This is a genomic window from Antarcticimicrobium luteum, from assembly GCF_004358185.1.
Lineage (GTDB): Bacteria > Pseudomonadota > Alphaproteobacteria > Rhodobacterales > Rhodobacteraceae > Antarcticimicrobium > Antarcticimicrobium luteum.
This window is the reverse complement of the sequence record NZ_SMUV01000069.1, coordinates 160897-187258: the sequence shown is the minus strand read 5'-3', so window position 1 is coordinate 187258 and position 26362 is coordinate 160897. Positions and strand designations below refer to the sequence as shown.

General features: G+C 65.4%; 30 protein-coding genes and 1 tRNA gene. 24 read left to right on the top strand and 7 right to left on the bottom strand.

What is annotated here, in order from left to right; all coding sequences use genetic code 11:
- Positions 1 to 99 precede the first annotated feature (99 nt).
- Positions 100 to 351: a hypothetical protein gene (locus tag E1832_RS14820; protein ID WP_133360538.1), complete on the top strand. Its 252-nt coding sequence runs from the start codon at positions 100 to 102 to the stop codon at positions 349 to 351.
- A gap of 116 nt (positions 352 to 467) precedes the next feature.
- Here the strand turns inward: E1832_RS14820 and E1832_RS14810 are convergent, their stop codons facing one another.
- A complete protein-coding gene (locus E1832_RS14810) occupies positions 468 to 719 on the bottom strand; it encodes a carboxymuconolactone decarboxylase family protein (protein WP_206021063.1) in 252 nt (83 codons plus the stop codon).
- 122 nt (positions 720 to 841) lie between these two features.
- Here E1832_RS14810 and E1832_RS14805 point away from each other — a divergent pair, with 122 nt between their 5' ends.
- Positions 842 to 1726: a LysR family transcriptional regulator gene (locus E1832_RS14805; protein WP_245514003.1), complete on the top strand. Its 885-nt coding sequence runs from the start codon at positions 842 to 844 to the stop codon at positions 1724 to 1726.
- 259 nt (positions 1727 to 1985) lie between these two features.
- Here the strand turns inward: E1832_RS14805 and E1832_RS14800 are convergent.
- Positions 1986 to 2075, bottom strand: a tRNA-Ser gene (locus E1832_RS14800).
- A gap of 125 nt (positions 2076 to 2200) precedes the next feature.
- Here E1832_RS14800 and E1832_RS14795 point away from each other — a divergent pair.
- The 8 genes from E1832_RS14795 to E1832_RS14760 all read left to right on the top strand — a co-directional run bounded on the left by E1832_RS14795 (position 2201) and on the right by E1832_RS14760 (position 9212).
- Positions 2201 to 3073: a DUF2059 domain-containing protein gene (locus tag E1832_RS14795; RefSeq protein WP_425358980.1), complete on the top strand. Its 873-nt coding sequence runs from the start codon at positions 2201 to 2203 to the stop codon at positions 3071 to 3073.
- A 3-nt stretch (positions 3074 to 3076) separates the two neighbouring features.
- Positions 3077 to 3925 (top strand): DUF2059 domain-containing protein, encoded by an 849-nt coding sequence (locus tag E1832_RS14790; RefSeq protein WP_133360536.1) that lies wholly within the window; start codon positions 3077 to 3079, stop codon positions 3923 to 3925.
- Between the two features lie 192 nt (positions 3926 to 4117).
- Positions 4118 to 4702, top strand: coding sequence for a 50S ribosomal protein L21 (locus E1832_RS14785; RefSeq protein ID WP_133360535.1), 585 nt, complete (start codon positions 4118 to 4120; stop codon positions 4700 to 4702).
- A gap of 12 nt (positions 4703 to 4714) precedes the next feature.
- Positions 4715 to 4984 carry a 50S ribosomal protein L27 gene (rpmA, locus tag E1832_RS14780; RefSeq protein ID WP_133360534.1) on the top strand — a complete coding sequence of 90 codons (270 nt, stop codon included), beginning with the start codon at positions 4715 to 4717 and terminating at the stop codon, positions 4982 to 4984.
- Between the two features lie 183 nt (positions 4985 to 5167).
- Positions 5168 to 5704 carry a GNAT family N-acetyltransferase gene (locus E1832_RS14775; protein WP_133360533.1) on the top strand — a complete coding sequence of 179 codons (537 nt, stop codon included), beginning with the start codon at positions 5168 to 5170 and terminating at the stop codon, positions 5702 to 5704.
- Between the two features lie 36 nt (positions 5705 to 5740).
- Positions 5741 to 6775, top strand: a complete 1035-nt coding sequence (gene obgE / locus E1832_RS14770) for a GTPase ObgE (RefSeq protein WP_133360532.1) — start codon at positions 5741 to 5743, stop codon at positions 6773 to 6775.
- Positions 6763 to 7869 carry a glutamate 5-kinase gene (proB, locus tag E1832_RS14765; RefSeq protein WP_133360531.1) on the top strand — a complete coding sequence of 369 codons (1107 nt, stop codon included), beginning with the start codon at positions 6763 to 6765 and terminating at the stop codon, positions 7867 to 7869. The genes obgE and proB overlap by 13 nt, the downstream gene beginning before the upstream one ends.
- Positions 7870 to 7946: 77 nt before the next feature.
- Positions 7947 to 9212 carry a glutamate-5-semialdehyde dehydrogenase gene (locus E1832_RS14760; protein WP_133360530.1) on the top strand — a complete coding sequence of 422 codons (1266 nt, stop codon included), beginning with the start codon at positions 7947 to 7949 and terminating at the stop codon, positions 9210 to 9212.
- A 48-nt stretch (positions 9213 to 9260) separates the two neighbouring features.
- On the opposite strand, the gene E1832_RS14755 is transcribed toward E1832_RS14760, so the two are convergent.
- Positions 9261 to 9881 carry a histidine phosphotransferase family protein gene (locus E1832_RS14755; protein WP_133360529.1) on the bottom strand — a complete coding sequence of 207 codons (621 nt, stop codon included), beginning with the start codon at positions 9879 to 9881 and terminating at the stop codon, positions 9261 to 9263.
- Between the two features lie 16 nt (positions 9882 to 9897).
- Between E1832_RS14755 and E1832_RS14750 the strand changes: the two genes are divergently transcribed.
- The 6 genes from E1832_RS14750 to tsf all read left to right on the top strand — a co-directional run bounded on the left by E1832_RS14750 (position 9898) and on the right by tsf (position 15033).
- Positions 9898 to 10080, top strand: coding sequence for a DUF3553 domain-containing protein (locus tag E1832_RS14750; RefSeq protein WP_133360528.1), 183 nt, complete (start codon positions 9898 to 9900; stop codon positions 10078 to 10080).
- A 114-nt stretch (positions 10081 to 10194) separates the two neighbouring features.
- Positions 10195 to 10959, top strand: coding sequence for an L-ornithine N(alpha)-acyltransferase (gene olsB / locus E1832_RS14745; protein ID WP_133360548.1), 765 nt, complete (start codon positions 10195 to 10197; stop codon positions 10957 to 10959).
- Positions 10956 to 11795 (top strand): lyso-ornithine lipid O-acyltransferase, encoded by an 840-nt coding sequence (olsA, locus tag E1832_RS14740; RefSeq protein WP_133360527.1) that lies wholly within the window; start codon positions 10956 to 10958, stop codon positions 11793 to 11795. The genes olsB and olsA overlap by 4 nt, the downstream gene beginning before the upstream one ends.
- A gap of 129 nt (positions 11796 to 11924) precedes the next feature.
- Entirely contained in the window at positions 11925 to 13094 is a 1170-nt protein-coding gene (locus E1832_RS14735) for a hypothetical protein (protein ID WP_133360526.1), read from the top strand.
- Between the two features lie 197 nt (positions 13095 to 13291).
- The gene (gene rpsB / locus E1832_RS14730) at positions 13292 to 14080 is read left to right on the top strand and encodes a 30S ribosomal protein S2 (RefSeq protein ID WP_133360525.1); all 789 of its coding nucleotides are present in this window, start codon (positions 13292 to 13294) and stop codon (positions 14078 to 14080) included.
- 77 nt (positions 14081 to 14157) lie between these two features.
- Positions 14158 to 15033 (top strand): translation elongation factor Ts, encoded by an 876-nt coding sequence (gene tsf, locus E1832_RS14725; RefSeq protein WP_133360524.1) that lies wholly within the window; start codon positions 14158 to 14160, stop codon positions 15031 to 15033.
- Between the two features lie 328 nt (positions 15034 to 15361).
- On the opposite strand, the gene E1832_RS14720 is transcribed toward tsf, so the two are convergent.
- The 3 genes from E1832_RS14720 to E1832_RS14710 all read right to left on the bottom strand — a co-directional run bounded on the left by E1832_RS14720 (position 15362) and on the right by E1832_RS14710 (position 17875).
- Complete coding sequence (locus tag E1832_RS14720; protein ID WP_133360523.1) at positions 15362 to 16117, bottom strand: LuxR family transcriptional regulator; 756 nt, start codon at positions 16115 to 16117, stop codon at positions 15362 to 15364.
- A gap of 259 nt (positions 16118 to 16376) precedes the next feature.
- Complete coding sequence (locus tag E1832_RS14715) at positions 16377 to 16856, bottom strand: MaoC family dehydratase (protein ID WP_133360522.1); 480 nt, start codon at positions 16854 to 16856, stop codon at positions 16377 to 16379.
- Positions 16853 to 17875 carry an NADP-dependent oxidoreductase gene (locus tag E1832_RS14710; protein WP_133360521.1) on the bottom strand — a complete coding sequence of 341 codons (1023 nt, stop codon included), beginning with the start codon at positions 17873 to 17875 and terminating at the stop codon, positions 16853 to 16855. Before E1832_RS14710 ends, E1832_RS14715 begins: the two co-directional genes overlap by 4 nt.
- A gap of 98 nt (positions 17876 to 17973) precedes the next feature.
- Between E1832_RS14710 and E1832_RS14705 the strand changes: the two genes are divergently transcribed.
- On the top strand, positions 17974 to 18630 hold the full coding sequence (locus tag E1832_RS14705) for a histidine phosphatase family protein (protein WP_133360520.1): 657 nt from the start codon (positions 17974 to 17976) through the stop codon (positions 18628 to 18630).
- A gap of 8 nt (positions 18631 to 18638) precedes the next feature.
- Here the strand turns inward: E1832_RS14705 and E1832_RS14700 are convergent, their stop codons facing one another.
- On the bottom strand, positions 18639 to 19634 hold the full coding sequence (locus tag E1832_RS14700; protein ID WP_133360519.1) for an NADPH:quinone oxidoreductase family protein: 996 nt from the start codon (positions 19632 to 19634) through the stop codon (positions 18639 to 18641).
- Between the two features lie 143 nt (positions 19635 to 19777).
- On the opposite strand from E1832_RS14700, the gene E1832_RS14695 reads away from it, so the two are divergent.
- Genes E1832_RS14695 through E1832_RS14665 form a run of 7 tightly spaced genes read left to right on the top strand, consistent with a single transcriptional unit; the run spans position 19778 to position 26356 of the window.
- A complete protein-coding gene (locus E1832_RS14695; protein ID WP_206021062.1) occupies positions 19778 to 20956 on the top strand; it encodes an acyl-CoA dehydrogenase family protein in 1179 nt (392 codons plus the stop codon).
- A 4-nt stretch (positions 20957 to 20960) separates the two neighbouring features.
- Complete coding sequence (locus E1832_RS14690; RefSeq protein ID WP_206021061.1) at positions 20961 to 22076, top strand: acyl-CoA dehydrogenase family protein; 1116 nt, start codon at positions 20961 to 20963, stop codon at positions 22074 to 22076.
- Positions 22077 to 22086: 10 nt separating this feature from the next.
- A complete protein-coding gene (locus E1832_RS14685) occupies positions 22087 to 22908 on the top strand; it encodes an SDR family NAD(P)-dependent oxidoreductase (protein WP_133360518.1) in 822 nt (273 codons plus the stop codon).
- Between the two features lie 24 nt (positions 22909 to 22932).
- The gene (locus E1832_RS14680; RefSeq protein WP_133360517.1) at positions 22933 to 23862 is read left to right on the top strand and encodes an SDR family NAD(P)-dependent oxidoreductase; all 930 of its coding nucleotides are present in this window, start codon (positions 22933 to 22935) and stop codon (positions 23860 to 23862) included.
- 6 nt (positions 23863 to 23868) lie between these two features.
- Positions 23869 to 24528 carry a histidine phosphatase family protein gene (locus E1832_RS14675; protein WP_133360516.1) on the top strand — a complete coding sequence of 220 codons (660 nt, stop codon included), beginning with the start codon at positions 23869 to 23871 and terminating at the stop codon, positions 24526 to 24528.
- A gap of 9 nt (positions 24529 to 24537) precedes the next feature.
- Entirely contained in the window at positions 24538 to 25569 is a 1032-nt protein-coding gene (locus E1832_RS14670; protein WP_133360515.1) for a phosphotransferase family protein, read from the top strand.
- 4 nt (positions 25570 to 25573) lie between these two features.
- Positions 25574 to 26356, top strand: a complete 783-nt coding sequence (locus tag E1832_RS14665) for an IclR family transcriptional regulator (RefSeq protein ID WP_133360514.1) — start codon at positions 25574 to 25576, stop codon at positions 26354 to 26356.
- The last annotated feature ends 6 nt before the right edge of the window (positions 26357 to 26362 follow it).

The window sequence follows — 26362 nt, the reverse complement described above, 5'->3', positions numbered from 1 at the left end:
TTCGACATCTCTGATCTCCTTCTCGTCGAAGATCAGCAGACCGCAAATCGTAGCCTACGTCAGTGTCCGAATTTCGGGGGGTAGCTCACGTTTGCCATCTTGATTGCCCTTGTCACTCTTGCGTTTGGCTGGGTTCTTTGGCCGCTGTTCGGTGCGGTCTTCTGGGCGGTTGCTCTCGTGATCGTGTTTGACCCAATCGCCAGCCGTGTGTCGCAGCATCTGGGCCAGCGTCGCAATCTGGCGGCATTGATCATGATCACGGGCTTCCTGCTTTTGATTAACGCCGATCAGTGCGGCGCAAGCATGCCTGTGTCATGCTGGAACTCGTCGCTAGTCCTGACGACGCAATGACGGGAGAGACACCGTGATCGGATATGTCGCGAACGTTGAAGACCTGACGGAAGAGAACACCGACTTCCGGCGTGTGCTCTATTCTGGATCAAAGCTGCAACTGGTTCTGATGTGCGTCAAGCCGGGCAATAGCCGCAGCCGTTGAACTCGGCGATGGCCAGCGCGATCCGCTCGCGGGTGGGGGCGGGCAGGCTGCCCTTGCCCAGCGCGCCGAAGATGCCGAGGTACCCTTCCAGCGCGGCCGGGCTGTTGGCGGCGAGGCGGAACAGGTTCGGTGCGCTGCCGAGCAGTTTGGTCACCGCGTCCAGCAGCGGGCGGGAGGCTTCGGGCGCGGCGTCGATGGTGGCGGGAATGTCGATGCGGGACATGTGTCGTTCCTTTTGGTTCGGGTTGATGCCGAGAACATAGGGCTTCCAATTTTCGCCATAACCTGGCAAAATCAGGAACCGACCTCTCATTAAATGGAAATATGGCCGACCGTTTCGATTCCATGTCCATGCTTGTCGCCGCAGTGGATGCAGGCAGCCTGTCGGCCGGGGCGCGCCGCCTCGGCCTGCCGCTGGCGACGGTCAGCCGGCGGGTGAGCGAGCTCGAAGAGCGGCTGGGAACCCGGATCCTGCTGCGCTCCGCCCGAGGCCTGACGCTGACCGAGCCGGGAGAGGCCTATCTGGCCGCCTGCCGCAGCATCCTCGAACAGCTCAGCGAGGCCGAGCGTCTCGCAGCGGGCGAATTCAGGGAGCCGAAGGGCCTGCTGACCCTCTCGGCGCCGGTTGTGTTCGGGCGGCTGCATGTGCTGCCCGCGGTCGCGGAATTTCTCAGGGCCTATCCGCAGGTCGATGTCCGGCTGGAACAGACCGATCGCCCGATCAGCCTGATCGAAGAGCATTTCGACGCCGCGATCCGTATCGGCCATCCGACCGACAGCAGCCTGCGCGCGCGCCGGGTCGGCGAGGTTCGCAGGGTGATCTGCGCCAGTCCGGATTACCTGGCAGGGCGGGGCTGCCCCGAACGGCCCGAGGATCTCGCGCAGCACCACTGCATCTCATTCGAAATCCTGATGCCCTCCGACCGCTGGCGCTTCGGCGAGGGGGCCTCGGAACGCCAGGTCCGCATCCGAGCCCGCATGTCGGTCAATACGGCCGAAGCGGCCATCGCTGCGGCAGAGGCCAGCCTCGGGATCACGCGGGTCCTGTCCTATCAGGTGGCGGCGTCAGTGGCGCAGGGAAAGCTCAAGATCATCCTGCAGGACGCCGAGCCCGAGCCATGGCCGGTCCACATCCTCTATCGCGCCGGAACCGTGCCGCGAAAGCTGCGGGCGTTCGTCGATTTCGCCGGACCGCGCTTGGCCGCGGCGCTGTCGGGGCTTCCGAGGTGAGAGGCTGACACAGCCGGTGCCATCGGCAAACAGCCCCATACGGACCCTCGGCACTCGCGTCGATCACGCCGTGGAGCGCGTCGATATGGTTGCCCAGGCCGGTAACCGGCGACGCCTCAGCCTTTGAAGTCAACGCAACCCGAAAGGACGATCGTAAGGATAAACATGGGGAAAAACCGGGAAGTTCACCGTCCAAAAAAGTGAACGCATCTGGTTTTTCGCACTACCATCCCGAATTTCGTAACGAAATCAGGGATAGTGGCGGAGAGACAGGGATTCGAACCCTGGGTGGGCTTGCACCCACAACGGTTTTCGAGACCGCCCCGTTCGACCACTCCGGCACCTCTCCGCGGGGGTCTGTGGAGCGTGCGTTTAATGGGGAACGCGAAGGGGTGCAAGGGCCGTTTTGGGCGGGACTCCGCTTTTCCCGGATTTTCCGTTGCCCGGGCCGTCAAAACGCTTAGGTTTTCGCGCATGACACAGATCCATTCATGCTCGTCCCGCCGCACGGAGGCGCCCTGCCGCTGGCGGGCCGCGCTGATGATCCTTCTTTTGTCCATTGTCGCGCTCGCCGGTCCGCTACGCGCCGCCGACCGCGACAGGATCGCGGCCTTCCTTCAGGTCACCGGCTTTGACGTGGCATTGGACAGCATCGCCTTTTCGGCCGGCGCGGCGCCCAAGATGCTGGGAATCGATCCGGGGCTGTTCGGATCGGAATGGAGCCGGCTGAGCGAGCAGGTCTTCGACCAGGGTCGGATGCGCGAACTGGGGCTCGACATCCTGGAGCCGACGCTGGACGACGCGGCGCTGGCCCATGCGGTGGAGTTTTACGCTTCCGATCTGGGCCAGCGGCTGGTCGCGGCGGAAAACCGCGCCCATATGGTCGAGGACGATGCGATGAAAAAGTCCGAGGGAGAGCGGATTTTGTCGGAGCTGCGCGCCTCCGATCCCGGCCGGGTGGCGCTACTGGAGCGGATGAACGGCGCCATCGACGCCGCCGGCACCAGCCTGCGGGCGCTGCAGGAGATCCAGTTCCGGTTTCTGATGGCGGCCAGCGCAGCCGGCGTGGTCGAGCTGCGCGCCGATGCCGACGAGTTGCGCGCGCTGTTAAAACGTGGCGAGGAGGAATTGCGCGCGGCGATCCGTGCCTCGGCGCTGGCCGGCGCCGCCTTTACCTATCGGGACTTTTCCGATGCGGATCTTGCCGCCTATACCGAGGCGCTGGAGCAGCCGCAGATGCAAGAGGTCTACAGGCTTCTGAACGCCGTCCAGTATGAGATCATGGCAAACCGCTTCGAGGTGCTGGCCGCGCGCATGGCCGAGCTGCGGCCGGGCCAGGACATCTGAGCGATGCGCCTGATCTTTCAGGCCGTGTGGGCGATCCCGAATATCCTTTGTGCCGTTGCCGTTGCTGTGACGGTTGCGGGGGTAGGGGCCGCGCGCGCCGCCACCGATGTCACGGATCTGGTGCGGGTGCTGCGGATCGACGATCTGGCGCAGGCGCTGCACGAAGAGGGGCTGGCGCATGGCCAAAGCCTCGATGCGGATATGCTGGAAGGCCGGGGCGGGGCGCATTGGGCCGGGCAGGTGGCGCGGATTTACGGGGTCCGGCGGATCGCCACCGCGATACGCGAGGCGCTGGCCGAGGCGCTAGCCCCCGGGCAGTTGGCGGCCTGCATCGCCTTTTTCGACAGCCCGCTGGGCCAGGAGATCCTGTCACTCGAGCTTGCCGCGCGGGTGTCTATGCGCGATTCCGCGACCGAGGCGGCGGCGCGCGCCGCCTATCAGGATCTGCGGGGCGGCGACGACGCCCGCCTTGTCGCCGTGACCCGTTTCGTCGCGGTCAACGATCTGATCGAGCGCAATGTCGCCGGCGCCATGAGTGCGAATTTCCAGTTCCTGCGCGGGATGGCCGACGGCGAGATGCTGGGCCTCGACGAAGGCGGAATCCTGGACCAGGTCTGGAACGCAGAGAGCGAAACGCGGGACGAGACGGAAAGCTGGCTCTTCGCCTATCTGCTGATGGCCTACCGGCCGCTTGCCCCGGAGCAGTTGGAGCGGTACATCGCATTTTCCGAAAGCCCGGCGGGTCAGGCGCTGAACGCGGCGCTGTTCGCCGGGTTCGATGATCTCTACCAGGAGGTCTCGCTTGAGCTGGGCCAGCGCATCGCGGCGGCCATGAAAGCCAGCGATATCTGAGGGCCGAATCCGGTTGACACCCCGTGGCGATGGAGCCATAAGCGCGCATCCCGGCCCGTACCCTACGCGCCGGGTTTCGTTCTCATGACGCCCGCAGGGGCGCGCTGTCCGACGGTGGTTCCGGTTGAGATGCCGGCCCGCAACACCCCGCAGAGGGGGGCCACAGGACGCGGCAGAAAAAAGGAAAGACCCATGTTCGCGGTCCTCAAGACTGGCGGCAAGCAGTACAAGGTTCAGCCGGGCGACATGCTCCGTGTTGAGAAACTGGCTGCCGATGCCGGCGAGAAAATCCAATTCAACGATGTCCTGATGCTGGGTGGCGACAGCCCGGTCGTCGGCGCGCCCTTCATCGAAGGCGCCGCCGTGCAGGCCGAGGTGATCGACCAGATCAAGGGTGACAAGGTCATCCACTTCGTCAAGCGCCGCCGCAAGCATTCCAGCCAGCGGACCAAGGGCCACCGTCAGAAGCTGACGCTCGTCAAGATCACCGAGATCCTGACTGCGGGCGCAGACAAGACCGGTATCAAGGTCGCGACCGGCAAGGGCGATGCGCCTGCTGCCGCGCCTGCTGCTGCCAAATCCGCCGCACCGGCCGCTGCTGACGATCTGACGCAGATCACCGGCGTCGGTCCCGCTGCCGCCAAGAAACTGGCCGAGGCGGGCCTCACCAGTTTTGCTCAGGTCGCAGCCTTGTCTGAGGCCGACATTGCTGGTATCGACGCGGTCAAGATCAAGCCCGAGTGGGTTGAGCAGGCCAAAGATCTGGCCAAGGGCTAAGGAGACAGACGAATGGCACATAAGAAAGCTGGCGGTTCCTCCCGCAACGGGCGCGACTCCGCAGGTCGTCGCCTCGGCGTGAAACTCTATGGCGGTCAGGCCGTCATTCCCGGCAACATCATCGTGCGTCAGCGCGGCACCAAGTTCTGGCCGGGCCAGGGCGTTGGCATGGGCCGGGATCACACCATCTTTGCAACCGTTGACGGCGCCGTGAAGTTTCACAAGGGCCTCAAGGGGCGCACCTTCATTTCGGTCCTGCCGGTAGCGGAGGCCGCCGAGTAAGCCGTAACCTGACGGGTTGTAGACAACTGGGGGGATCGGCGAAACCGCCGGTCCCCTTTCACTTTTGGTCACGCCTCCGCGCCGCGACCCTTGCGGCGGGCAGGACGGCAAAACATATCGGTTTGGAGATTTGGCCGGGAAACCAGCCGGATAACCTGTGATGTTCGGAGGAGGAGCAGACAGATGATGCTGGATCAGATAACGACGCAGGATGTCATCAACGCGGGCCGGTTCGATCTGCGGCCGCTGCGGCGCTCGGACATGGGGCTGATCGAGCTTTATGCCGGCGACGAACGTGTTGCGCGCATGACCACGTCGATCCCGCACCCCTATCCTCCGGGGGCGGCCGAGGCCGTCGTCGCCCGCGCGCAGGATCCCGCCCGCGACGAGGATATCTGGGCCATCGACGGCACCAAATCCGGCGAGGGGGAACTGCTCGGACTGATCGGCCTGAAGAAGATGGACCGCAACCAGTCCGAAGTCGGGTACTGGGTGGCGCCGCTCTACTGGAACACCGGCATGGCCTCCGAGGCGGTTCAGGCGCTGATCGCGGCCAATCCGCTGGGCAATGCGACGATGTTCGCCAGCGTGTTCCAGGACAACCCGGCCTCGGCGCGGGTTCTGACTCACTGCGGTTTCGCTTATCTGGGCGATGCCGAAACCTATTCGGTGGCGCGCGACGCCACCGTCCCCACCTGGACCTATAGCCGAACACTCTGATTGTGGCGGTATGGTCCTTTGCGTTAGGGAACGCCCATGAAATTTCTCGATCTCGCAAAGGTCCATATCCGCTCCGGCGCCGGCGGTAATGGATGCATCAGCTTCCGGCGCGAAAAGTTCATCGAATACGGCGGTCCCGACGGCGGTGACGGCGGCAGCGGCGGCTCGGTCATCGCCGAGGCGGTCGAGGGGCTGAACACGCTCATCGACTTCCGCTATCAGCAGCATTTCTTTGCCAAGAACGGCCAGCCCGGCATGGGCCAGCAGCGCACCGGCAAGGATGGCGAGGACATCTTGCTGCGTGTGCCCGTGGGCACCGAAATTCTGGACGAGGACGAGGAGACGGTGATCGCCGATCTGTCCGAGGTCGGCGACCGGGTTGAACTGGCCCGCGGCGGCAACGGCGGCTGGGGCAACCTGCATTTCAAGACATCGACCAACCAGGCGCCGCGCCGATCCAATCCGGGGCAGGAGGGGGTCGAGCGCACGCTGTGGCTACGACTCAAGCTGATCGCCGATGCCGGGCTGCTCGGCCTGCCCAACGCGGGCAAGTCCACCTTTCTCGCGGCAACCTCGAACGCGCGGCCCAAGATCGCCGACTACCCCTTCACGACGTTGCACCCGAACCTGGGCGTGGTCGGTGTCGATGACGTGGAATTCGTCGTGGCCGATATTCCCGGCCTGATCGAGGGCGCCTCCGAGGGTCGGGGACTGGGCGATCTCTTCCTCGGCCATGTCGAACGCTGCTCGGTGCTGCTGCATCTGGTCGACGGCACCTCTCCGACGCTGGTCGAGGATTACGAGACCATCATCGGCGAACTGGAGGCCTATGGCGGCGCGCTGGCCGACAAGCCCCGCGTCACCGTGCTGAACAAGATCGACGCTCTCGACGACGAAGAACGCGCGCTGGCCCGGGAGATGCTGGAGGAGGCCGTGGGCGGCCCCGTCATGATGATGTCCGGCGTCAGCCGGGAGGGCGTCACCGAGGTTCTGCGGGCGCTGCGCACCAATATCGACGAGGACCGGCTGCGCCACAAACCCAGCCAGGAGGAAGAGCAGTGGCAACCCTGAGCACTGCGGGACGTGTCGTGGTCAAGATCGGCTCGGCCCTGCTGGTGGACCGGGTCAGCGGCGATCTGCGCCTCGACTGGCTGCATTCGCTGGCCGAGGATGTGGCCCTGCTCAAGGCCCGGGGCGCAGATGTGATCCTGGTCTCCTCCGGATCGATCGCGCTGGGGCGCGGGGTGCTGGGACTGCCGCGCGCCGACCTGCCGCTGGAGCAATCCCAGGCCGCGGCCGCCGTCGGCCAGATCCGCCTGGCCCGCGCCTATGAAGAGGCGCTGGCGCCCCACGGCATCACCACAGCGCAGGTTCTGGTGACGCTGGAGGACAGCACCGATCGACGCCGCTATCTCAACAGCCGGGCGACGATGGAAACGCTGCTGGGCCTGGGCGTGGTGCCCATCGTCAACGAGAACGACACCATCGCCACCGACGAGATCCGCTATGGCGACAACGACCGGCTGGCCGCGCAGGTGGCCGTTACGATCGGCGCCGACCAGCTGATCCTGCTTTCGGATGTGGACGGGTTCTATTCGGCCAACCCCAACGAGGACGCGACCGCCCGCCGCTACGACGTGATCGATGAGATCACGGCCGAAATCGAGGCAATGGCGGGCGATGCGGGATCGGGCCTGTCCAAGGGGGGGATGAAGACCAAGCTGATGGCGGCCAAGACCGCCACCGCCGCCGGCTGCGCCATGGCGATCACCGAAGGCTCGCGCATGAACCCGCTCAAAGGGCTGGAAGAGGGAGCGGCGGCCACCTGGTTCACCGCCCAGCTCGATCCGCATGCGGCGCGCAAGCGCTGGATCGCCGCGATGAAGCCGCGCGGCGAGATCGTGGTCGACGCCGGCGCCGCCCGTGCGCTCGCCAACGGCAAGAGCCTGCTGCCCGCCGGTGTGGCGCGGGTCGGAGGCACGTTCGGGCGCGGCGACCCGGTTGCGATCCTGGACGAGAGCGGCCACAAACTGGGCCAGGGCCTCAGCCGCTATACCGCGCTCGAGGCCGGGAAAATCCGCGGCCATCAGTCGGCCGAGATCGAACCGATCCTCGGCTATCCGGGCCGCGCCGCTTTGATCCATCGGGACGATATGGCACTCTGACCCCTCCTTTCACCGCAAATATCCCCGCCGGAGGCGTGAAATCCTCTGGCCCGCCCAAAGAACAAAGGCGCCGAGACATGAAAGACCTGGACAACATCCCCGCCCTGATGGCCGCGCTTGGCGCCCGTGCCAAAGTCGCCGCGGCAGAGCTGGCGTTCGCCTCGGCCGAGGCAAAGCGCGCGGCGCTGGAGGCGGCCGCCGATGCCGTCTGGGCACACCGGGCCGGGATCGTCGCCGCCAATGAAAAGGATCTCTCCTACGGTCAGGACAAGGGGCTTTCGCCGGCGATGATGGACCGGCTGATGCTGGACGAGGCGCGCATAAAGGGCATCGTCGACGGGCTGCGGGCGGTGGCGGCCCAGGACGATCCGGTCGGCGCGGTGATCGCCGAATGGGACATGCCCTCTGGCCTGCATATCCGGCGTGTGCGCACGCCGCTGGGGGTGATCGGGGTAATCTATGAGAGCCGCCCCAACGTGACCGCCGATGCCGGCGCACTCTGCCTGAAATCGGGCAACGCGGTCATCCTGCGCGGCGGCTCGGAAAGCTTTCACTCCTCCACCGCGATCCATGCCTGTCTGGTCGAGGGGCTGAAGGCGGCGGGGCTGCCCGAGGATGCGATCCAGCTGGTGCCCACCCGCGACCGCGCCGCGGTGTCCGAGCTGCTGACCATGACCGAATACGTCGATGTGATCGTGCCCCGCGGCGGCAAGGGGCTGGTCGGCCTGGTGCAGCGCGAGGCGCGGGTGCCGGTCTTTGCCCATCTGGAGGGGATCGTTCATATCTACATCGACAAAGCCGCCGATCTGGAAAAAACGCTCAAGGTGGTGCTGAACGCCAAGACCCGGCGCACCGGGATCTGCGGCGCCGCCGAATGCCTGCTGATCCACCGCGACGTGATCGAGACCATCGGCAAGCCGGTGATCGAGGCGCTCGTCAAGGCCGGGGTCGATGTCCATGCCGATGGCGCGCTGGCCGAGATCGCCGGCACCGCATTGGCCACCGAAGAGGATTGGGGGCGCGAATACCTCGACATGATCATCGCCGCCAAGCCGGTCGATGACATCGACGCGGCCATCGCCCATATCCGCCGCTATGGCTCAAACCACACCGATTGCATCCTCACCGAGGACGCGGCAGCCGTGGCGCGGTTCTTCGAGCGGTTGGACAGTGCCATCCTGATGCATAACGCCTCGACCCAGTTCGCCGACGGCGGCGAGTTCGGTATGGGGGCCGAGATCGGCATCGCCACCGGAAAGATGCACGCGCGCGGGCCGGTGGGTGCGGAACAGCTCACCAGTTTCAAATATCTGGTCACCGGCGACGGAACCGTGCGCGGCTGATCGCGCGGCCGAGCGCGCAATTGTCCTGGCGCGGGCATGGCCGGCGGCTCAGAACCTGAGGGTCAGCCCCTGCGCGTCATGTTCGCCGCCCAGCCTGCGCCCCATCTGCGTGGCCGCCTGCGGCAGCAGCGCGAACTGCACCCTGGCCGGGATCAGGGCGGCGGCGCGACTCGCCCCCTCCAGCCAGGCCCAGAGCGCCGGATCGACTGTCACCGGCTCGCCGCTGGCGGTGACAACCCAGGCGCCATCCTCTTCGATCACATGGGCCCTGCCGCCGCGCGGCAGCGCCGTCTCGCAACACAGCAGCGCCAGAAAGGCCAGCTTGACCAGGTTTCGCGGCTGGGCGCCCTCGGGGGTCCAGACAACCTGCATCCGGCCGTCGCGCCCGACCTCCTCCAGCAGGATGGCAATATCGGTGCCGCCGATGGCCTGATCGCCCGCCGCGCCGAAAGCGATGCGGAAAAACCGCAGCCGCGCGCTGGCGCTGGCGGCGCTCTGCGCGATCAATTCCTGCTCGGGGCCGGAGGTGCCGCCGGCCAGCTCCAGCAGCTCCATCCCGTTGACGATCGCCCCGACCGGGCCGATCAGGTCGTGGCAGATGCGCGACGCGATCAGCGCGCCTATGTCCGGCGCGTCATCCTGCGGGTTGACCTGTGAAGGATTCTCCATAAGGGAATACTGGCCCATGACTGATCTGAACTCCATACTCGAACCCGGAATGCTGGTGCGCCACCCCGATCACCCCGAATGGGGCCTCGGGCAGGTGCAGTCCAATGCCGGCGGCAAGATCACCGTGAATTTCCGCGAAACCGGCAAGGTCGTAATCGACGGGGCCCGTGTCGCGCTTGTCGTCGCCTTTGATGGGTGAAACAGGTTGATGAAATGTTAAGGCATTTCGCGCCTTCCGGCCGGTTGCGCGGATGGGCGCCGATGCGGTATCAGCGCGCAAATCCGTGCCCAACCAATGACAGCAGGAATGCCGATGCCTGACAGCGGGCCCGCCTTTTCCGTCAAGATCGCCGAGACCGAGGCGGAACTGCGCGCGGCGCAGGCCCTGCGCTATGACGTCTTCGTGCGCGAGTTGGGCGGCAGCGGCGAGATGGTCGATCACGACGCCGGGCTGGAGCGCGACCGCTTCGATCCGTTCTTCGATCACATGATCGTCTCCGATACCGCCACGGGGCAGGTGATCGGCGTCTACCGCCTGCTGCGCGACGACCAGGCGCGCGCCGCCGGGCAATTCTATTCCGAGGACGAATACGACCTGTCGGTGCTGAAGTCCTCGGGCCGTCGGCTGCTGGAGCTTGGGCGCTCCTGCCTGCACCCGGACTATCGCGGCGGCATGGCGATGTTTCATCTGTGGTCGGCGCTGGCCGGTTATGTGGAGCGGCACCGGATCGAGATCCTGTTCGGCGTGGCCAGCTTCCACGGCACCGACGTGGCGGCGCTGGCGCAGCCGCTCTCGATGCTGCACCACAACCATCTGGCCCCGCCCGACCTGCGGGTGCGGGCGCAGGCGGCGCATTTCCAGACCATGAATCTGGTGTCCGAGGATCGGCTCGATCGCCGTCGCGCAATGCTGGAGGTGCCGGCGCTGATCAAGGCCTATCTGCGGCTGGGCGGCTTCGTCGGCGAAGGGGCTTTTGTCGATCACGCGTTCAACACCACCGATGTCTGCCTTATCCTGGATACCGCGCGGATGAACGAGCGTCAGCGCCGCATCTACACCGGCGGCCGCGCGGCATGAGCGCCACCTGGGACAGCGACACGCCGCCCGGCCCCATCATGATCGGGCCGTTGGGGTGGCTACGGGTTCTGGGCCGGGGCGCGGCGCTGATCGGGCTGATCGCGGTGTGCCTGGCGCTGTTGCTGATGCTGCGGCTGATCGAGGTTCCGATCTGGGGGCAGGGGCGGCCGATCACCCCTTTCATCGTGCAATTCGTCTGCCGCAACGCCTTCCGGATCATGGGCATCGGGTTCTCCTCCCATGGCACACCGATGCAGGGCCCCGGCGCGGTGGTGGCAAACCACAGCTCCTGGCTGGACATTTTCTCGCTGAACGCGCGCAAGCGAATCTATTTCGTCTCCAAGGCCGAGGTGGCGAACTGGCCCGGTATCGGCCTTCTGGCGCGGGCCACCGGCACGGTTTTTATCGAACGCGACCCCAGGCAGGCCCGGGCGCAGACCGAGCTTTTCGCCGAACGGCTGGCGGCCGGGCATAAACTCCTGTTCTTTCCCGAGGGCACCTCGACCGATGGTCTGAGGGTGCTGCCGTTCAAATCCACGCTGTTCGGGGCCTTCTTCGCCGACCCGCTGCGCCCGACGCTGCGGGTCCAGCCGGTCAGCGTGATCTATCACGCCCCCACCGGTCAGCCGGCGCGATTCTATGGATGGTGGGGCGACATGGAATTCGGCCCGCACCTTCTGAAAACGCTAGCCGCGCCGCGTCAGGGGCGCGTCGAGGTGGTCTATCACAAGCCCCTGATCGTGGCCGCGTTTGGCAACCGCAAGGCGCTGGCGTCCACCGCCGAGGCGCTGGTGCGCGCCGGTCTCGAGGCCTACCTGCCCGAAGCAGAAGACTGATCCCTGCGAATTTTCTGGTCAGATCTTTCCGGATAACCTTACGATGGCTTGCATATTTCCCGGCGCAGATTCCCCTGCGGCACGGGTCCTTCCGGCCCGAGAAAATGATTATCCAAAAGGTACGTCTACATGCCGAAATTGACCAAGATTTCCGTCAGCCTGCCGAAAAAACCCACCAAGGCCGATGAAAAGGCCTTTGAAAAGATCCTCAAGGCATTGCAGGACGCACAGGCGAAAATCGGCGCCGCCCTGGATGCGATCGAGGCGGACGAGCCGCTGGTCCCCGACACGGCGGACAGGATCAAGAAACAGCGCGCGATCACCGAGCGCAGCCGCGCGGCAGAGCTGAAGGATCTGGAAAAGTCCAAAAAACGCGGTGAGCTGCACAGTAACCCGGCCAAGCTGGAGCGGCTGATCAAGGATCTGAACAGCGATATCTCCAAGATCAACGATATCGAGGGCAGCGTTCACAATGACCGCAACCTCCATTTCGGCAAGGAACTCGGCGCCATCGAGGACGAGATCACCCGTACACTGCCAAAGGGCGTCAGCGCGCAAAGCATTCTTTTGCCGGCGCTGTTGAAGAAATTCGAGACCCGCAACGGCAAGGCCGGCTGGAAGAACTTCTCGAAAGAGCGCAAGGCGCTGGTCGGGACATGCCGCGATCTGGGGGCAGAGCAGGCGCGGCGGAACGGCATCAGCGCGCTGGCCAATGACGCAGAGATGCGCAAGCTGAAGTACAACAAGCGCCAGAAGATCGTCGAGGACGGCCTGAAGGACAAGGGCGCAACCATCGCCTCGGTGCGCAAGGCGCTGGAGGACGCGCTGGACGATCAGGACAAGCCGGACAAGGCGCGGTGGGCCAGCTTTCTGGAACTGGGCGCAGGCGGCAGCTACACCCTGGCGCAGAGCGGCAGTTATCGCGGCAACAAGATCCATGTCACCATGAGCAGCGACTCCTGGACCTCGGACGCGAACGGCAAGGTGTCGATCGAAGGCAATTCCGTGAAGGGAATTTACGAAAAGCTGCTCAAGCAGAAGGGCGCGAAAGGCTGGAAGGAACTGCACGCAACGCTGGAGGTGCGGCTTCCCTGCGGCAAGAATCCGCATGTGTTCCTGTTCGCCGGAATTCCCGGCAACAATCAGGCCTGGCAGGAGCTTGCCGGTCAGACCGGGTGGACGCCGCAGGCGGTGGACGGCGTGCAAAAGGCGATGCGGGACGAGCTGGACAAGGTCGAGGCGCGGCTGCTGCGCAAGATCAAGGACGCCAAGGACAGCCACGGCGCCACGGTCTATTGACCGGTCTTTCCCACGGCCTTTCGCAAGGTCGGTTGCTTGGGGGTTGCGCCCTGTGGTCAAACCGTATATTTGCCGCGCCATTCAAACCCGCAGGTGGGGTTTGGGCCGATCGGGGGAGACATCCCTGACGGTCCGCCGGTTGGAGCATCCGCTTCTCTCACCCCCGCCGAGGCGTAAACCGGAAAAGGAATATACGCATGGCTCTTCCCGAGTTCACCATGCGCCAGCTGCTGGAAGCTGGCGTGCACTTCGGTCACCAGACGCAACGCTGGAACCCGCGCATGGGCCCCTATATCTATGGCGCGCGCAACGGCATCCACATCATGGACCTGACCCAGACTGTTCCGATGCTGGATCAGGCGCTGAGCGCGGTCCGCGACACCGTGGCCCGCGGCGGTCGCCTGCTGTTCGTTGGCACCAAGCGTCAGGCACAGCAGCCCGTCGCCGACGCCGCCGAACGTTCGGCCCAGTATTTCATGAACCACCGCTGGCTCGGCGGCACGCTGACCAACTGGAAAACCGTGTCCCAGTCGATCAACCGCCTCAAGCAGATCGACGAAGCCATGGAAGCCGGCGCCGAGGGCCTGACCAAGAAAGAGCGTCTGGGCATGGAACGTGACCAGATCAAACTGCAGGCCTCGCTGGGCGGCATTCGCGAAATGGGCGGCACCCCCGACATGCTGTTCGTCATCGACGTCAAGAAAGAGGCGCTGGCCGTCTCCGAGGCGAACAAGCTGGGCATCCCGGTCGTTGCCGTGGTCGATACCAACTGCTCCCCCGACGGCATCGACTATGTGATCCCGGGCAACGATGACGCGGCGCGCGCCATCTCGCTCTATTGCGATCTGGTCAGCCGCGCGGCGCTGGACGGCATGTCGGCACAGATGGGCGCCGCCGGTGTCGATCTGGGCGCGTTGGAAGAGGCCCCCGTGGAAGAGGTGATCGCGGAAGCGCCCGCCGCCGAGACCGCCCCGACCGAAGCCTGAGCCACTGTCACGGATTTGACATGCGGGGCGGGCTAAGACCCGCCCCGAGCAACCTTTGATTTGAGGAGAGCCAAGATATGGCAATCACAGCTGCACAGGTGAAAGAACTGCGCGACTCCACCGGCGCCGGCATGATGGACGCCAAGAAGGCGCTGACCGAAACCGACGGCGACATGGAGGCTGCGGTCGATTGGCTGCGCACCAAGGGTCTGGCCAAGGCCGCCAAGAAATCGGGCCGCACCGCCGCCGAGGGCCTGGTCGCCGTCGTCGTCGAGGGTGGCACCGGTGTCGCTGTCGAGGTGAACTCGGAAACCGACTTCGTCGCCAAGAATGCTGAATTCCAGTCGATGGTCGCCGGTATCGCCAAGGCGGCGCTGGGTGCGGATGACACCGAGTCGCTGAAAGCGGCCGATCTGGGCGGCAAGACCGTGGCCGACACCCTGACCGACAAGATCGCCACCATCGGCGAGAACATGTCGCTGCGCCGGATGACCAAGCTCGAAGGTGATACCATCGTTTCCTACGTGCACAACGCCGCGACCGACGGCATGGGCAAGATCGGCGTTCTGGTCGCGCTCAAGGGCGGTGACGAGGCATTCGGCAAGCAGGTCGCCATGCATATCGCCGCGGTGAACCCCGCCGCGCTGTCCGAGGTCGATCTGGATCCCGCCGTGGTCGAGAAGGAACGTCAGGTGCAGATGGACATCGCCCGCGAATCCGGCAAGCCGGAGCAGGTGATCGAAAAGATGATCATCGGCCGGATGAAGAAGTTCGTCGCGGAATCCACCCTGCTGAACCAGCAGTTCGTGATCAACCCGGACCTGACCGTGGGCGACGCCGCCAAAGAGGTCGGCGCCGAGATCACCGGCTTTGTACGCCTGGAAGTGGGCGAAGGCATCGAGGTGGAAAAGGAAGACTTTGCCGCCGAGGTGGCCAAGGCCGCACAGGGCTGATTCACCTCAATCGCCTGCTGGAAACCAATACGGAGCCGCGCATCGCGCGGCTCCGACTTGTTTGACGGCCCCTTGTAGATGGGGATGGCGGGGCCCCTCAAATTCTCCGGCTCGACAACGGACAAATACGAACCCGAACCGGACGGGTCAGAGAGCCTTGAAATCAGCAAGGATCAGTCCCCGAAGCTCCTAGGCCAAAGCCACCACTCACGGAACAGTGACACAATGCGATTTTTTGTGGCCGTCTGAAAAGTCATGTATTCCTTACCTTGGGTAAGTTGCCGTTTTCAGACTCGGCCCAAGGTCTTGCAGATTCGCTGTTTTTTAATCAGGCTTCGATCACGAACATCTGGTTGTGTAGCGCCGCTTTCATCACCGCCTGGGCCGTTGTCTCGACCGATAACGCCTCGCGCGCCAGGCGCAGATGTTTCTCGACCGTGGCAGGCGTCAGCCCCATCAGGACCGCGATATCCTGGGTGGTCTTGCCGTCGCCGACCCATTCGAGCGCCTCGCGCTGGCGTTTGGTCAGCGACCGGTTCGGCGCGACATGCGGCAGCGTCAGGATCTTCAGATGCGCGACGTTGTTCATCAACAGGATGTCGTCGCCATGGATGTTCCAGATCTCGTCGACGTCCGCCTGGCTCAGCCCCGGGCGCGCGCAGAGCGAGATCGCGCCTTTCGCCCGGACCGAAACCGAGTTGAAGCTGATCGTATAGCCGGCCGCGACCCCCATTCTCTGGTTGAATTCATAGACGGTCTGCTCCTCCGGCGTCATCGTCCGGTTGGCCATCATGTTGTTGATCATGCGCCAGCTTCCGGCCCCTTCGTGCTTTAACGCCCAATGTAGCATGGGGGCATGAAAATATAGGCCCTCATGCAGGAACCCGTCGACATATTCCTCGCTGTGATTGGTCAGGATGACAAAGTCTTCCGGATCGCCGAGCGACGTCTCGGTCCGATACCGGGTATACCCATAGATCAACCGATCAAACCCGTAGCGGGCCATTTCCTCGGTGTGGGCCGCCCACAGCAACTCGAGAGAGGTCGCGCGGGTGATGAACTTGAGGTAGTTCCGCATCGTCATGGCGGACCTCCTGCGGGCGCACCCGTATCGATGGACCGAAAGGCCGGCGTTAAAACGTTGGGCAAAACCGCCGCGTATCCGATGTACGCCGGACAGCTGCGCCCCAGATGGGGCGCGCACCGGATCCGGCCACGACAGACCTGATCAATAAACATGAAACTCATATCCCCATTAAAGTCATGAGTACATGTTCAAACCGGGCGCTGTCCAGACACTCTTTGTCTTTACGCCTTGTAATCAAAGCCTTGAATGGCCGTGATCAGCCGCCTTCGGCCTCAAAGACCGACAGACCCAGCCATTCGGCGACCAATGCGGGGCTGTCGCGGCCTTCGATCTCGATCGTCAGCTGCGTTTCGCGCAACAACTCGGTGTCCGACCGCTGGCGGATCGCCGTCAGGGTGAACCGTCCACGCAGCCGCGATCCGGCCGGGACGGGCGTGAGAAAGCGCAGCTTGTTGAAGCCATAGTTGATGCCCATGACCTGGCCTGGCATCGCCTGCATGCACTCATAGCTGAACTTGCTGGCCAGAGAGAGGGTCAGAAACCCATGCGCGATGGTGCCGCCAAACGGGGTTTCGGCTGCCGCGCGCGCCGGATCGATATGGATCCACTGGTGATCGTGGGTCACATCCGCAAAGGCGTCGATCATTTTCTGATCGACCGTGATCCAGTCCGACACCCCGATCTCGGTGCCGGTTTTGGCTTCAAGCTCGGCGCGGGCGGTTTCGATTGCGGTCATGCTGTGTCCTTTCCCTCTGTGGGATCCGGGCCGACCCGGACCATGCGTTTTCCCCGGTTTTCGCCGGCCAGCAGGCCGATCAGGGCGGCGGGGGTGTTTTCCAGCCCGTCGATCACGTCCTCGATCACCTTGATCTGTCCTTTGGCGACCCAGGTTCTCAGCGCGCGTTCTGCGGTGGCGTCCTGATGGGCGAAATCGGTGACGATGAAACCTTCCATCCGCAGCCGCTTGACCACCACCAGCCCCGGCAGGTTTCTCGGGCCACTGGCGGCGGCGCTGTCGTACTGGCTGATCGCGCCGCAACAGATGACCCGGCCGCGCTCGTTCATCGCGAAAAGCGCGGCCTCCAGAACCGCACCGCCGACATTGTCGAAATAGACATCGACGCCATCGGGGCAGGCTGCCCGCAGCGCCTTGAACATCTTCGGATCGCGGTAGTCGACGCAGGCATCGAACCCCAGTTCCCCGGTGACAAAGGCGCATTTTTCCGCACCCCCGGCAATTCCCACCACCCGGCAGCCCAACGCCCGGGCGATCTGCCCCACGTAGGCGCCGACCGCACCGGCGGCGGCAGAGACAAGAACAGTTTCTCCCGCAATCGGCCGGCCGACGCCGACAAGCCCGTGAAAGGCGGTCTTGCCGGCAATGCCGTAAACGCTCAGGTGATGGGTGAGGGGGCGGATGTCGGGCAGTTTCTGCACCTGTCGCGCCGGGACATTGGCGTAATCGGCCCAGACGCTCTCACCGGCGACCAGATCGCCCTTGGCAAGGTCCGGCGCGTTGCTCTCGACCACCTCGCAAAGCGCAAAGCAGGGCATCGCATCTCCGGCCCGTACCGGCGCGCGATAGGTCGCCCCCTGCATCCAGGCCCGCGCGGCGGCGTCGATCGAAATCAGGACGGTGCGCAGCATGACCTCTCCCGGCCCAGGGGGGACCAGGTCCACCTCGCGCACCGTGAAGTGATCCTGGCTCAGCGCCCCCTCCGGCAGACTCGCGACGGCGATCTCTCGCGTTTTCATCTCATCCTCCCTTCTGTTGTCCGATTGTGGCCTTTGGCCGGGTTGCGCCTGCCGCATCTGCGATTAGCTTGGCGCGCGACAATGACCCGGAGGCTCCGATGACCCGCGAATACCCCCAGCACGTCTACCGCCCGCCCGCAGGCGCCGCCGATATCCTGCTGATCCGCCATGGCGAGAGCATGCCGGCGCGCCCCGGCGAATCCTTTCCCATGAAGGACGGTCATGGCGATCCGGCGCTGCATGACAACGGCCTCGCCCAGGCCCGCGCGGTGGCCGAGCGGCTGCACCGGGAACCGATTTCGGCGATCTACGTGACCACGCTGCAGCGCACCCGTCAGACCGCCGCGCCGCTGGCCGAGCGGTTGGGGATGACCCCGCGCGTGGAGGCCGCCCTGCGCGAGGTGCATCTGGGCGATTGGGACGGCGGATTGTACAGAATCAAGGCCGCCGAGAACGACCCGGCCTTCCAGCGCGCCCGGGAAAATCGCGAATGGGGCGAGATCCCTGGGGCCGAGACCACCGCCACGCTGCACGCCCGGGTCCGTGACGGGCTGCTGCGCATCGCCGCGGCCCATCCCGATCAGCTGATCGCCGCCGTGGTCCACGGCGGTGTGATCGGCGCGGCCATGGCGATGGCCAGCCAGTCGGACGCCTTCGCCTTCAACGGTGCCGCCAACGGCTCGATCAGCCGGCTGGTGATCCAGGGCGACCTGATGACGGTGCGGGGCTTCAACGACTGCGCGCATCTGGGCTGACACCGGGCTCAGTCCAGCGTCAGGACGACCTTGCCCTTGGCCTTGCGCTCCTCCATCAGGCTCAGCGCCTCGGCGGCCTGCGCCAGCGGGAACCGGGCGCTGATCCGCGGCTTGATCCTGCCCTCGGCGTAGAGCCGGAACAGATCGGCCATGTTGCGTGCGTGTCCGTCGGGCTCGCGCGCGACGGCGGCGCCCCAGAACACGCCGACGATCTGGCTGCCCTTCAGCAGGGTCAGGTTCAGCGGGATCTTCGGAATGCCCGCCGGAAAGCCCACCACCAGATACCGCCCCTTCCAGGCCAGCGCCCGCAGCGCCGGTTCGGCGTAATCGCCGCCCACCGCGTCATAGACGACATCGACGCCGTTCGGCCCGGCCAACTCCTTGATCCCCGCCGACAGAGCCTTTTGCGCGTCGCGGTCCATCTCTCGCGGATAGATCAGGGTTTCGTCCGCGCCGATGTCGCGGCAGAACTGCGCCTTGTCCTCCGAGGACACGGCCGCGATCACCTTTGCGCCCGCTGCCTTGCCCAGCTCGATCGCGGCCGCGCCGACGCCGCCCGCCGCGCCCAGGATCAGCAGTGTTTCGCCCGGTTGAAGCTGCGCGCGGTCCTTCAGCGCGTGATGCGAGGTGCCGTAAGTGAAGACGAAGCAGGCCGCATCCTCATAGGGCATCGCATCGGGGATCTTCACCGCCTTTGCGGCCTCGGCGTTCACATGGGTGGCAAAGCCGCCATGCCCGGTCAGCGCCAGAACCCGGTCGCCGACGGCGAAACCGCTGACACCGTCGCCCACCGCCAGAACCTCGCCGGCGATCTCGCCGCCCGGCGCAAAGGGGCGCGGCGGCTTGAATTGATAGAGATCGCGGATCATCAGCGTATCGGGAAAGTTCAGACCCGCCGCATGCACCCGCACCAGCAGGTGACCTTTTTTCACCTCCGGGTCCGGCAGGTTTGTCAGTTCCAGCGTTTCGGGTCCGCCTGGTGCGGTACTGAGCATGGCTTTCATGAATTTTCCTCCCTTGTGCCGCGCCGTCAATGCCGGTCGCGGATTTGGTTCCGAGTCATCCTGTTGCAAATCAGTGTTGTCAATCGAAATTCAAAATGCAATTTTGCTGTGCGGAACATACCGCGCAACATGACGGGGGAGGCATGGTGCAGGACAAAGACGAGCTGGCGCAGTTTCGCGCCGATATTCGCGCATGGCTGGATCAGAACTGTCCGCAGGAAATGCGCGACGGTGCTGTCGGCGAGGATAGCATCTGCTGGGGCGGAAAGAACTGGAACTTTACGTCAGAGGCGCAGAAAACCTGGCTCGATCGCTGTGCGGCGGCCGGCTACACCGTGCCCACCTGGCCGCAAGAGTATGGCGGCGCCGGGCTGAACCGCGACCAGGAAAAGATCTTTCACGAAGAGATGGGGCGCATCAACGCGCGCCGTCCCCTTCAATCCTTCGGCATCTGGATGCTGGGTCCGGCGCTGCTCCACTTCGGCACCCATGAACAGAAACTGCATTATCTGCCGCCGATCGCGCGGGGCGAGATCCGCTGGTGCCAGGGCTATTCCGAACCGGGTGCGGGATCGGACCTGGCCAGCCTGCAGACAAAATGCGAGGATCGCGGCGATCACTGGCTGGTCAACGGGCAAAAGATCTGGACATCCTATGCCGACAAGGCCGACTGGATCTTTGCCCTGGTGCGCACCGACCGTGAGGCGCCGAAACACAGGGGCATCTCCTTTGTTCTGATCGACATGGAGGCCGAGGGTGTCTCGACCCGCCCGATCCGTCTGATCTCCGGAGCCTCGCCGTTCTGCGAAACCTTTTTCGACGATGTGAAGGTGCCGAAATCCTATGGCGCGGGGATTCCGGCGCAGGTCGGCGAGGTCAATCGCGGCTGGGACGTGGCCAAGTATCTGCTGACCCATGAACGCGAGATGATCTCCGGCTCGGCCATGCTGGCCGGCGGCGCCCGCTCGCTCGGCGCGATTCTGGCCGAGGGCGGGAATCTGGACGACCCGATCCTGCGCGCCGACGCGATGCGCGCCGAGGTCGACGACCTGGCCTTCGGCCTGACGCTGGAACGCTACAAGGACCAGTCCGAGGCGGGGCAGGGCACCGGCGACGCCTCGGCCATGCTGAAATACATGGGCACCGAACTGAACAAGACCCGGCAGGAACTGATCATGGCCGGCGCGGGTAGCGACGCGCTCGACTGGGCCGACGGGCGCGCGCCGCAGTGGTTGCGCAGCAAGGCGAACTCGATCGAGGGCGGCACGTCCGAGGTGATGCTCAGCATCCTTTCGCGCCGTGTGCTCGGACTGCCGGGGTAGGGACATGGCAAAACTGGTACGAACCGAAGAAGAGGTCATGCTGGCCGACGCCGCGCGCGGCTTTCTGGACGAGGCCGCCCCGGTGGGTAAACTGCGCGCGATGCGCGATGCCGGGCAGACCCACGATCCCGACCTCTGGCAGCAGATGGCCCGGATGGGCTGGGCCGGGGTCCTGGTGCCCGAAGAGGCGGGCGGCGCCGACATGGGGCATGCGGCCGCCAATGTGCTGGCCGGGGAAATGGGCCGGAGCCTCAGCGTCAGCCCGTTCCTCTCCACCGCCGTGATAGCGGCCACCGCGCTGCGCCAGGTGGCGGACGAGCGCGCCAAAACTGCGCTGGCCTCGATCGCCGGCGGCACGCGGACCTATGCGCTGGCAGTGGACGAGGGTGCCAAGCATGACCCCGAGGCGAGCCAGCTGCGCGCCGAGCGGGTCGGCAACGGCTTTCGCCTGACTGGCGGGAAACGCTTTGTCATTGATGGCGGATTTGCCGACCGGCTGCTGGTGCTGGCGCGCACCGACGCCGGGCTGACGCTGTTCGACATTCCGGCCGACCGCGCCGGAATCGCCCGGTCGGCGCAAAGGATGATCGACGGCCGCGACGCGGCGCAGATTGCCTTTCATGGCGTCGAGGCCACCGGCGACGACGTTTTGGGCCAGGTGGACGGCGCGATGAGCGTGCTCGTCCCCGCGCTGCGCGCCGGCCAGGCGGCGCTGGCGGCCGAGATGGCCGGGCTGGCCGCCGGGGCCTTTGGCATCACGGTCGAATACCTCAAGGAGCGCAAACAGTTCGGCGCGCCCATCGGCAGTTTTCAGGCGCTGCAACATCGCGCCGCGCATCTTTGGTGCGAATGCGAGGTGACCGCCTCGGCCATCCTGCACGCGGGCCGGGTGCTGGACGAAAGCCCCGGCGATGCCGGACTTGCCGTATCGCTGGCCAAGGCGCGCGCCACGCAGACCGCGCAGCTCGCGGTGCAGGAGGGGGTACAGATGCATGGCGGCAACGGCATGACCGACGCCTTCGACATGGGCTTTTACATGAAGCGCGCCCGTGTCGGTGCCGAATGGTTGGGCGACTATGGCTATCACGCGGGCGTCGTCGCCCGCCTGCGCGGATTCTGAAGGAGCGGACATGACACCCGAAACCCTGTTCAATCTCACTGGCAAGACCGCCCTGGTCACCGGCGGCGCAACCGGTATCGGCCGCATGGCAGCCGAGGGGCTGCTGCGCGCTGGCGCCCGCGTGCTGATCGCCAGCCGCAAGGGCGATGCCTGCGTGGCGGTGGCCGATGAGCTCAACGCGCTCGGCGCCCCCGGCACCGCCGAGGGGTTCGCCGGCGACGTCGGCAGCGAGGCGGGGATCGACGCCCTCGTGCAAGAGGTAAGAAAGCGCGCCGAATCCCTTGATATCCTTATGAACAATGCGGGGCGGACCTGGGGATCGCCGCTGGGGCAGTTCCCCTATGAGGCATGGGAAAAGGTGCTGGGCCTGAATGTGGCGGGTCCGTTCCATCTGACCCAGAAACTGCTGCCGATGCTGATTGCCTCGGGCACCGTCGACGACCCCGCGCGGGTGGTCAATGTGGGGTCGGTCATGGGCGAGGTACCGATGGGCGACGGCGCCTATAGCTATTCGGCCTCCAAGGCCGCCGTGATGCACCTGACCAAGATCCTCGCCAAGGAGCTTGCCGGTCAGGCGGTGACCGTCAACGCGCTGGCGCCGGGGCCCTTCGTGTCGAAGATGACCGCCTTCGCCACCGCGGATGAGGAAAAGCGTGAAAAGGTCGGCGCCGGTGTGCCGCTGGGCCGGGTCGGCCGCGACGAGGATATCGCGGGCTGCATGCTGTTCCTTTGCGGCCGCGGCGGCGCCTATGTGACCGGTGCGGTGATTCCGGTTTCCGGCGGGCTGAACGTGCAGATCGGCAATAACATTTTCGCGCCCGCCTTGGAGTGAGGCAGAGCAGGGGAGGATAGGCTTATGGATATTCGATTTGACGGGCGGGTCGCCATCGTCACCGGCGCGGGCGCCGGTCTGGGCCGCAGCCATGCCCTGGGGCTGGCCGCGCGCGGCGCCAGGGTGGTGATCAACGATCTGGGGGCCGCGACCGACGGCGAGGGCCGCTCGGCCAGCGCCGCCAGCGCCGTGGTGGACGAGATCCGCGCCGGCGGAGGCGAGGCGATCGCCCACGGCGCCGATGTGGCGGATGAGGCTGAGATCGCCGATATGGTCGACCAGACCATGACGCAATGGGGCCGCATCGACATTCTGGTCAACAACGCCGGCATCCTGCGCGACAAGACCTTTGCCAAGATGACGATGGACGATTTCCGCAAGGTGGTCGACGTGCACCTGATGGGCACCGCCACCTGCACCCACGCGGTCTGGCCGATCATGCGGGAACAGAAATACGGGCGCATCGTGCTGACCTCCTCCGCCTCCGGCCTTTACGGCAATTTCGGTCAGGCCAACTATGGCGCGGCCAAGGCGGCGATGATGGGGCTGATGAACGTGCTGCACCTTGAGGGCGCGCGCGACGATATCCGCGTCAACACGCTGGCGCCCACGGCAGCGACCCGCATGACCGAAAGCCTGATGCCGGAGGAGGCGCTGGCGCTGTTGCAGCCGGAGACCATCACCCCCGGCCTGCTCTATCTGGTCAGCGAAATCGCCCCCTCGCGCACCATCCTGGGTGCTGGCGCCGGCTGCTATGCGCTGACCCGCGTCTATGAAACCGAGGGCGTCCTGCTGGAGGGGGCGCAGAACACCCCCGAAGGCGTCGCCGCGCATATCGAGGCCATCGCGGATGAGACGGGCCGCAGGGAACTGACCGACGCCTTCCAGCAGACCCGCAAATACGCCCGCAAGGCCGCCGACGCCCGCGGTCTGACCCTGCCCTGGGGCGACTGAGGGCGCATGGCCGAACTATTGGTGATCCGCCATGCGCAGGCCTCCTTCGGCGCCGGGGACGCGGCCAGCTATGACCGGCTGAGCGATCTGGGCCACAAACAGGCCGAGGTGGCCGGCCGGGCGCTGCGCGAAACCGGCTGGGTGCCCGATCGGCTGATCACCGGCACGCTGACCCGGCAAAAGGAAACCCTGCGCTCGATGGGGTTCGATGCCGCGCCGCAAACCCACCCGGGCTGGAACGAATACGACTTCCACGACCTGCTGGACGCCCGTTTCGGCGGTGAGATGCCCGACCTGGTGCGCGAGGACCGCAAGACCCACTTCCGCACCCTGCGCGAGACCATCCTGGAGTGGCAGGCCGGCGGCCTTTCGGGCGCCAGGGAAAGCTGGTCGGATTTCACCGCGCGGGTCGAGGCCGCCCGCGCCTTTGCCACCGCCGAGCCGGTGGAACGGGTGCTGGTCATCAGCTCCGGCGGCGCCATCGGACAGCTTGTCGCCGCCAGTCTCGAGGCACCGCCGAAACAGATGATCGCGCTGAACCTTCAGATCAAGAACACCTCGATCACCCGCTTTGTCTTTTCAGGCAGCCGTTTTTTCCTGCATGAATTCAATACCACGCCGCATTTCGCGCCCCCCGGGGCCGCCGATCTTCTGACCTACAGCTGAGGATGACCGATGACGAACACGTCCCAGACACTCGACCTTGCCGCGGTGGACGCCTATCTGCGCGACAATCTGCCCGGTTATGAGGGGCCGCTGGAGGCGACGAAATTCGCCGTCGGCCAATCCAACCCCACCTTTCTGCTGACCACCCCCGCGCGAAAATACGTGCTGCGGCGCAAGCCGCCCGGGGTGCTGCTGAAATCGGCCCATGCGGTGGACCGCGAGTTTCGCGTGCAAAAGGCGCTGGAGGGCAGCAAGGTACCGGTCGCGCGGATGCATCTGCTGTGCGAGGACGACAGCGTCCTTGGCTCGGCCTTTTACGTGATGGATTTCCTCGACGGCCGCAATTTTGCCGACCCGACCATGCAGGGCGAGGACAATGCCACCCGCACCAGCGTCATCGACGAGATGAACCGTGTCCTGGCCGAGCTGCACATGGTCGATATAGACGCGGTGGGCCTTTCGGATTATGGCCCGCCGGGCAATTATTTCGAGCGTCAGGTCGGCCGCTGGTCGAAACAGTACCGCGCCTCGGAAACCGAGACGATCCCGGCGATGGACGAACTGATGCGGCGGCTGGCCGACGCGATCCCGCCCGAGGACGGTCAGCGCACGCTGGTGCATGGCGACTATCGCATCGACAACATGATGTTTGCCAGGGGCAGCACCGATTGCCTCGCCGTGCTGGACTGGGAGCTGTCGACCATCGGCCATCCCTATGCCGATCTGGCCGCCGTGATCATGCAATGGCAGATGCCGCCGGGGAACGAGGGGCGCGGGCTGGCCGGACTCGACCGCGCCGCCCTCGGCCTGCCCAGCGACGAGGAATTCATCGCCCGATACTGCGAACGCCGCGGACTGCCGGGGATCGACAATTTCGGCTTCTACCTGTCGTTCTGCTTCTTCCGCATGGCCGGGATCATCCAGGGGGTGCTGAAACGCGGGCTCGACGGCAATGCCTCGAACCCGGAGCGGGCCCGCAAACTGGGCGAATTCGTGCCGCAGTTCGCCGCGCACGGGCTGGCCGCGCTGGACAGGGGCTGAGCGCATGGACCTGATCCCCGAGGACGACAAGGACCGCAACTTCGTTACCGCGCTGGCGCGGGGGCTGGATGTCCTGCGCTGTTTTCGCCCCAACGAGGTGGAGCTGACAAACACCGACATTTCCGACCGCACCGGCCTGCCCAAGCCCACCGTGTCGCGGCTGACCCATACGCTGTGCCGGCTGGAATACCTGGTCGCCGACACGCGCACCGGCACCTACCGGCTGGGCGCGGGGGTGCTGCAACTCGGCTTCGGCGTCCTGGCGGGGATGGAGATCGGCGACCGCGCCGCCGAAGTTCTGCGCGACCTGCGCAACGGGCCAAATTCCTATATCACCGCCGCGCTGGGGGAACGGTTCCGCGACCAGGTGATCTATGTCGCCGTGCATTCCTCGCGCGAGGATGTGGCGCTGACCATGCATGTGGGCTCGCGCCTGCCGCTGTTTCGGTCGGCCATGGGGCGCGCCATTCTGGTCGCCATGTCCGAGGAGGAACGCGCGGCGGTGTTCCACTCGGCCCGGATCGAGGATCCCGACGGCGACGCCGACCGCTGCGCGCGGTTCGAAGCGGCGCGCGCGGAATATGAGGACAGGGGATTTTGCTCTGGCTACGGCGACTGGCGGCCGGACGTGAACGGGATCGCGGTTCCCGTGCTGTCCCTGAACCGGTCCCGGATCTACGGGTTGAACATCGGCGGTCCGTCTTTTCATGTGAAGCGGAAACAGCTTGAAACACATTACGCGCCTAGGCTGATCGAGGCAGCAAAGCAGCTCAGCTTGCGGGCGTGACACCCC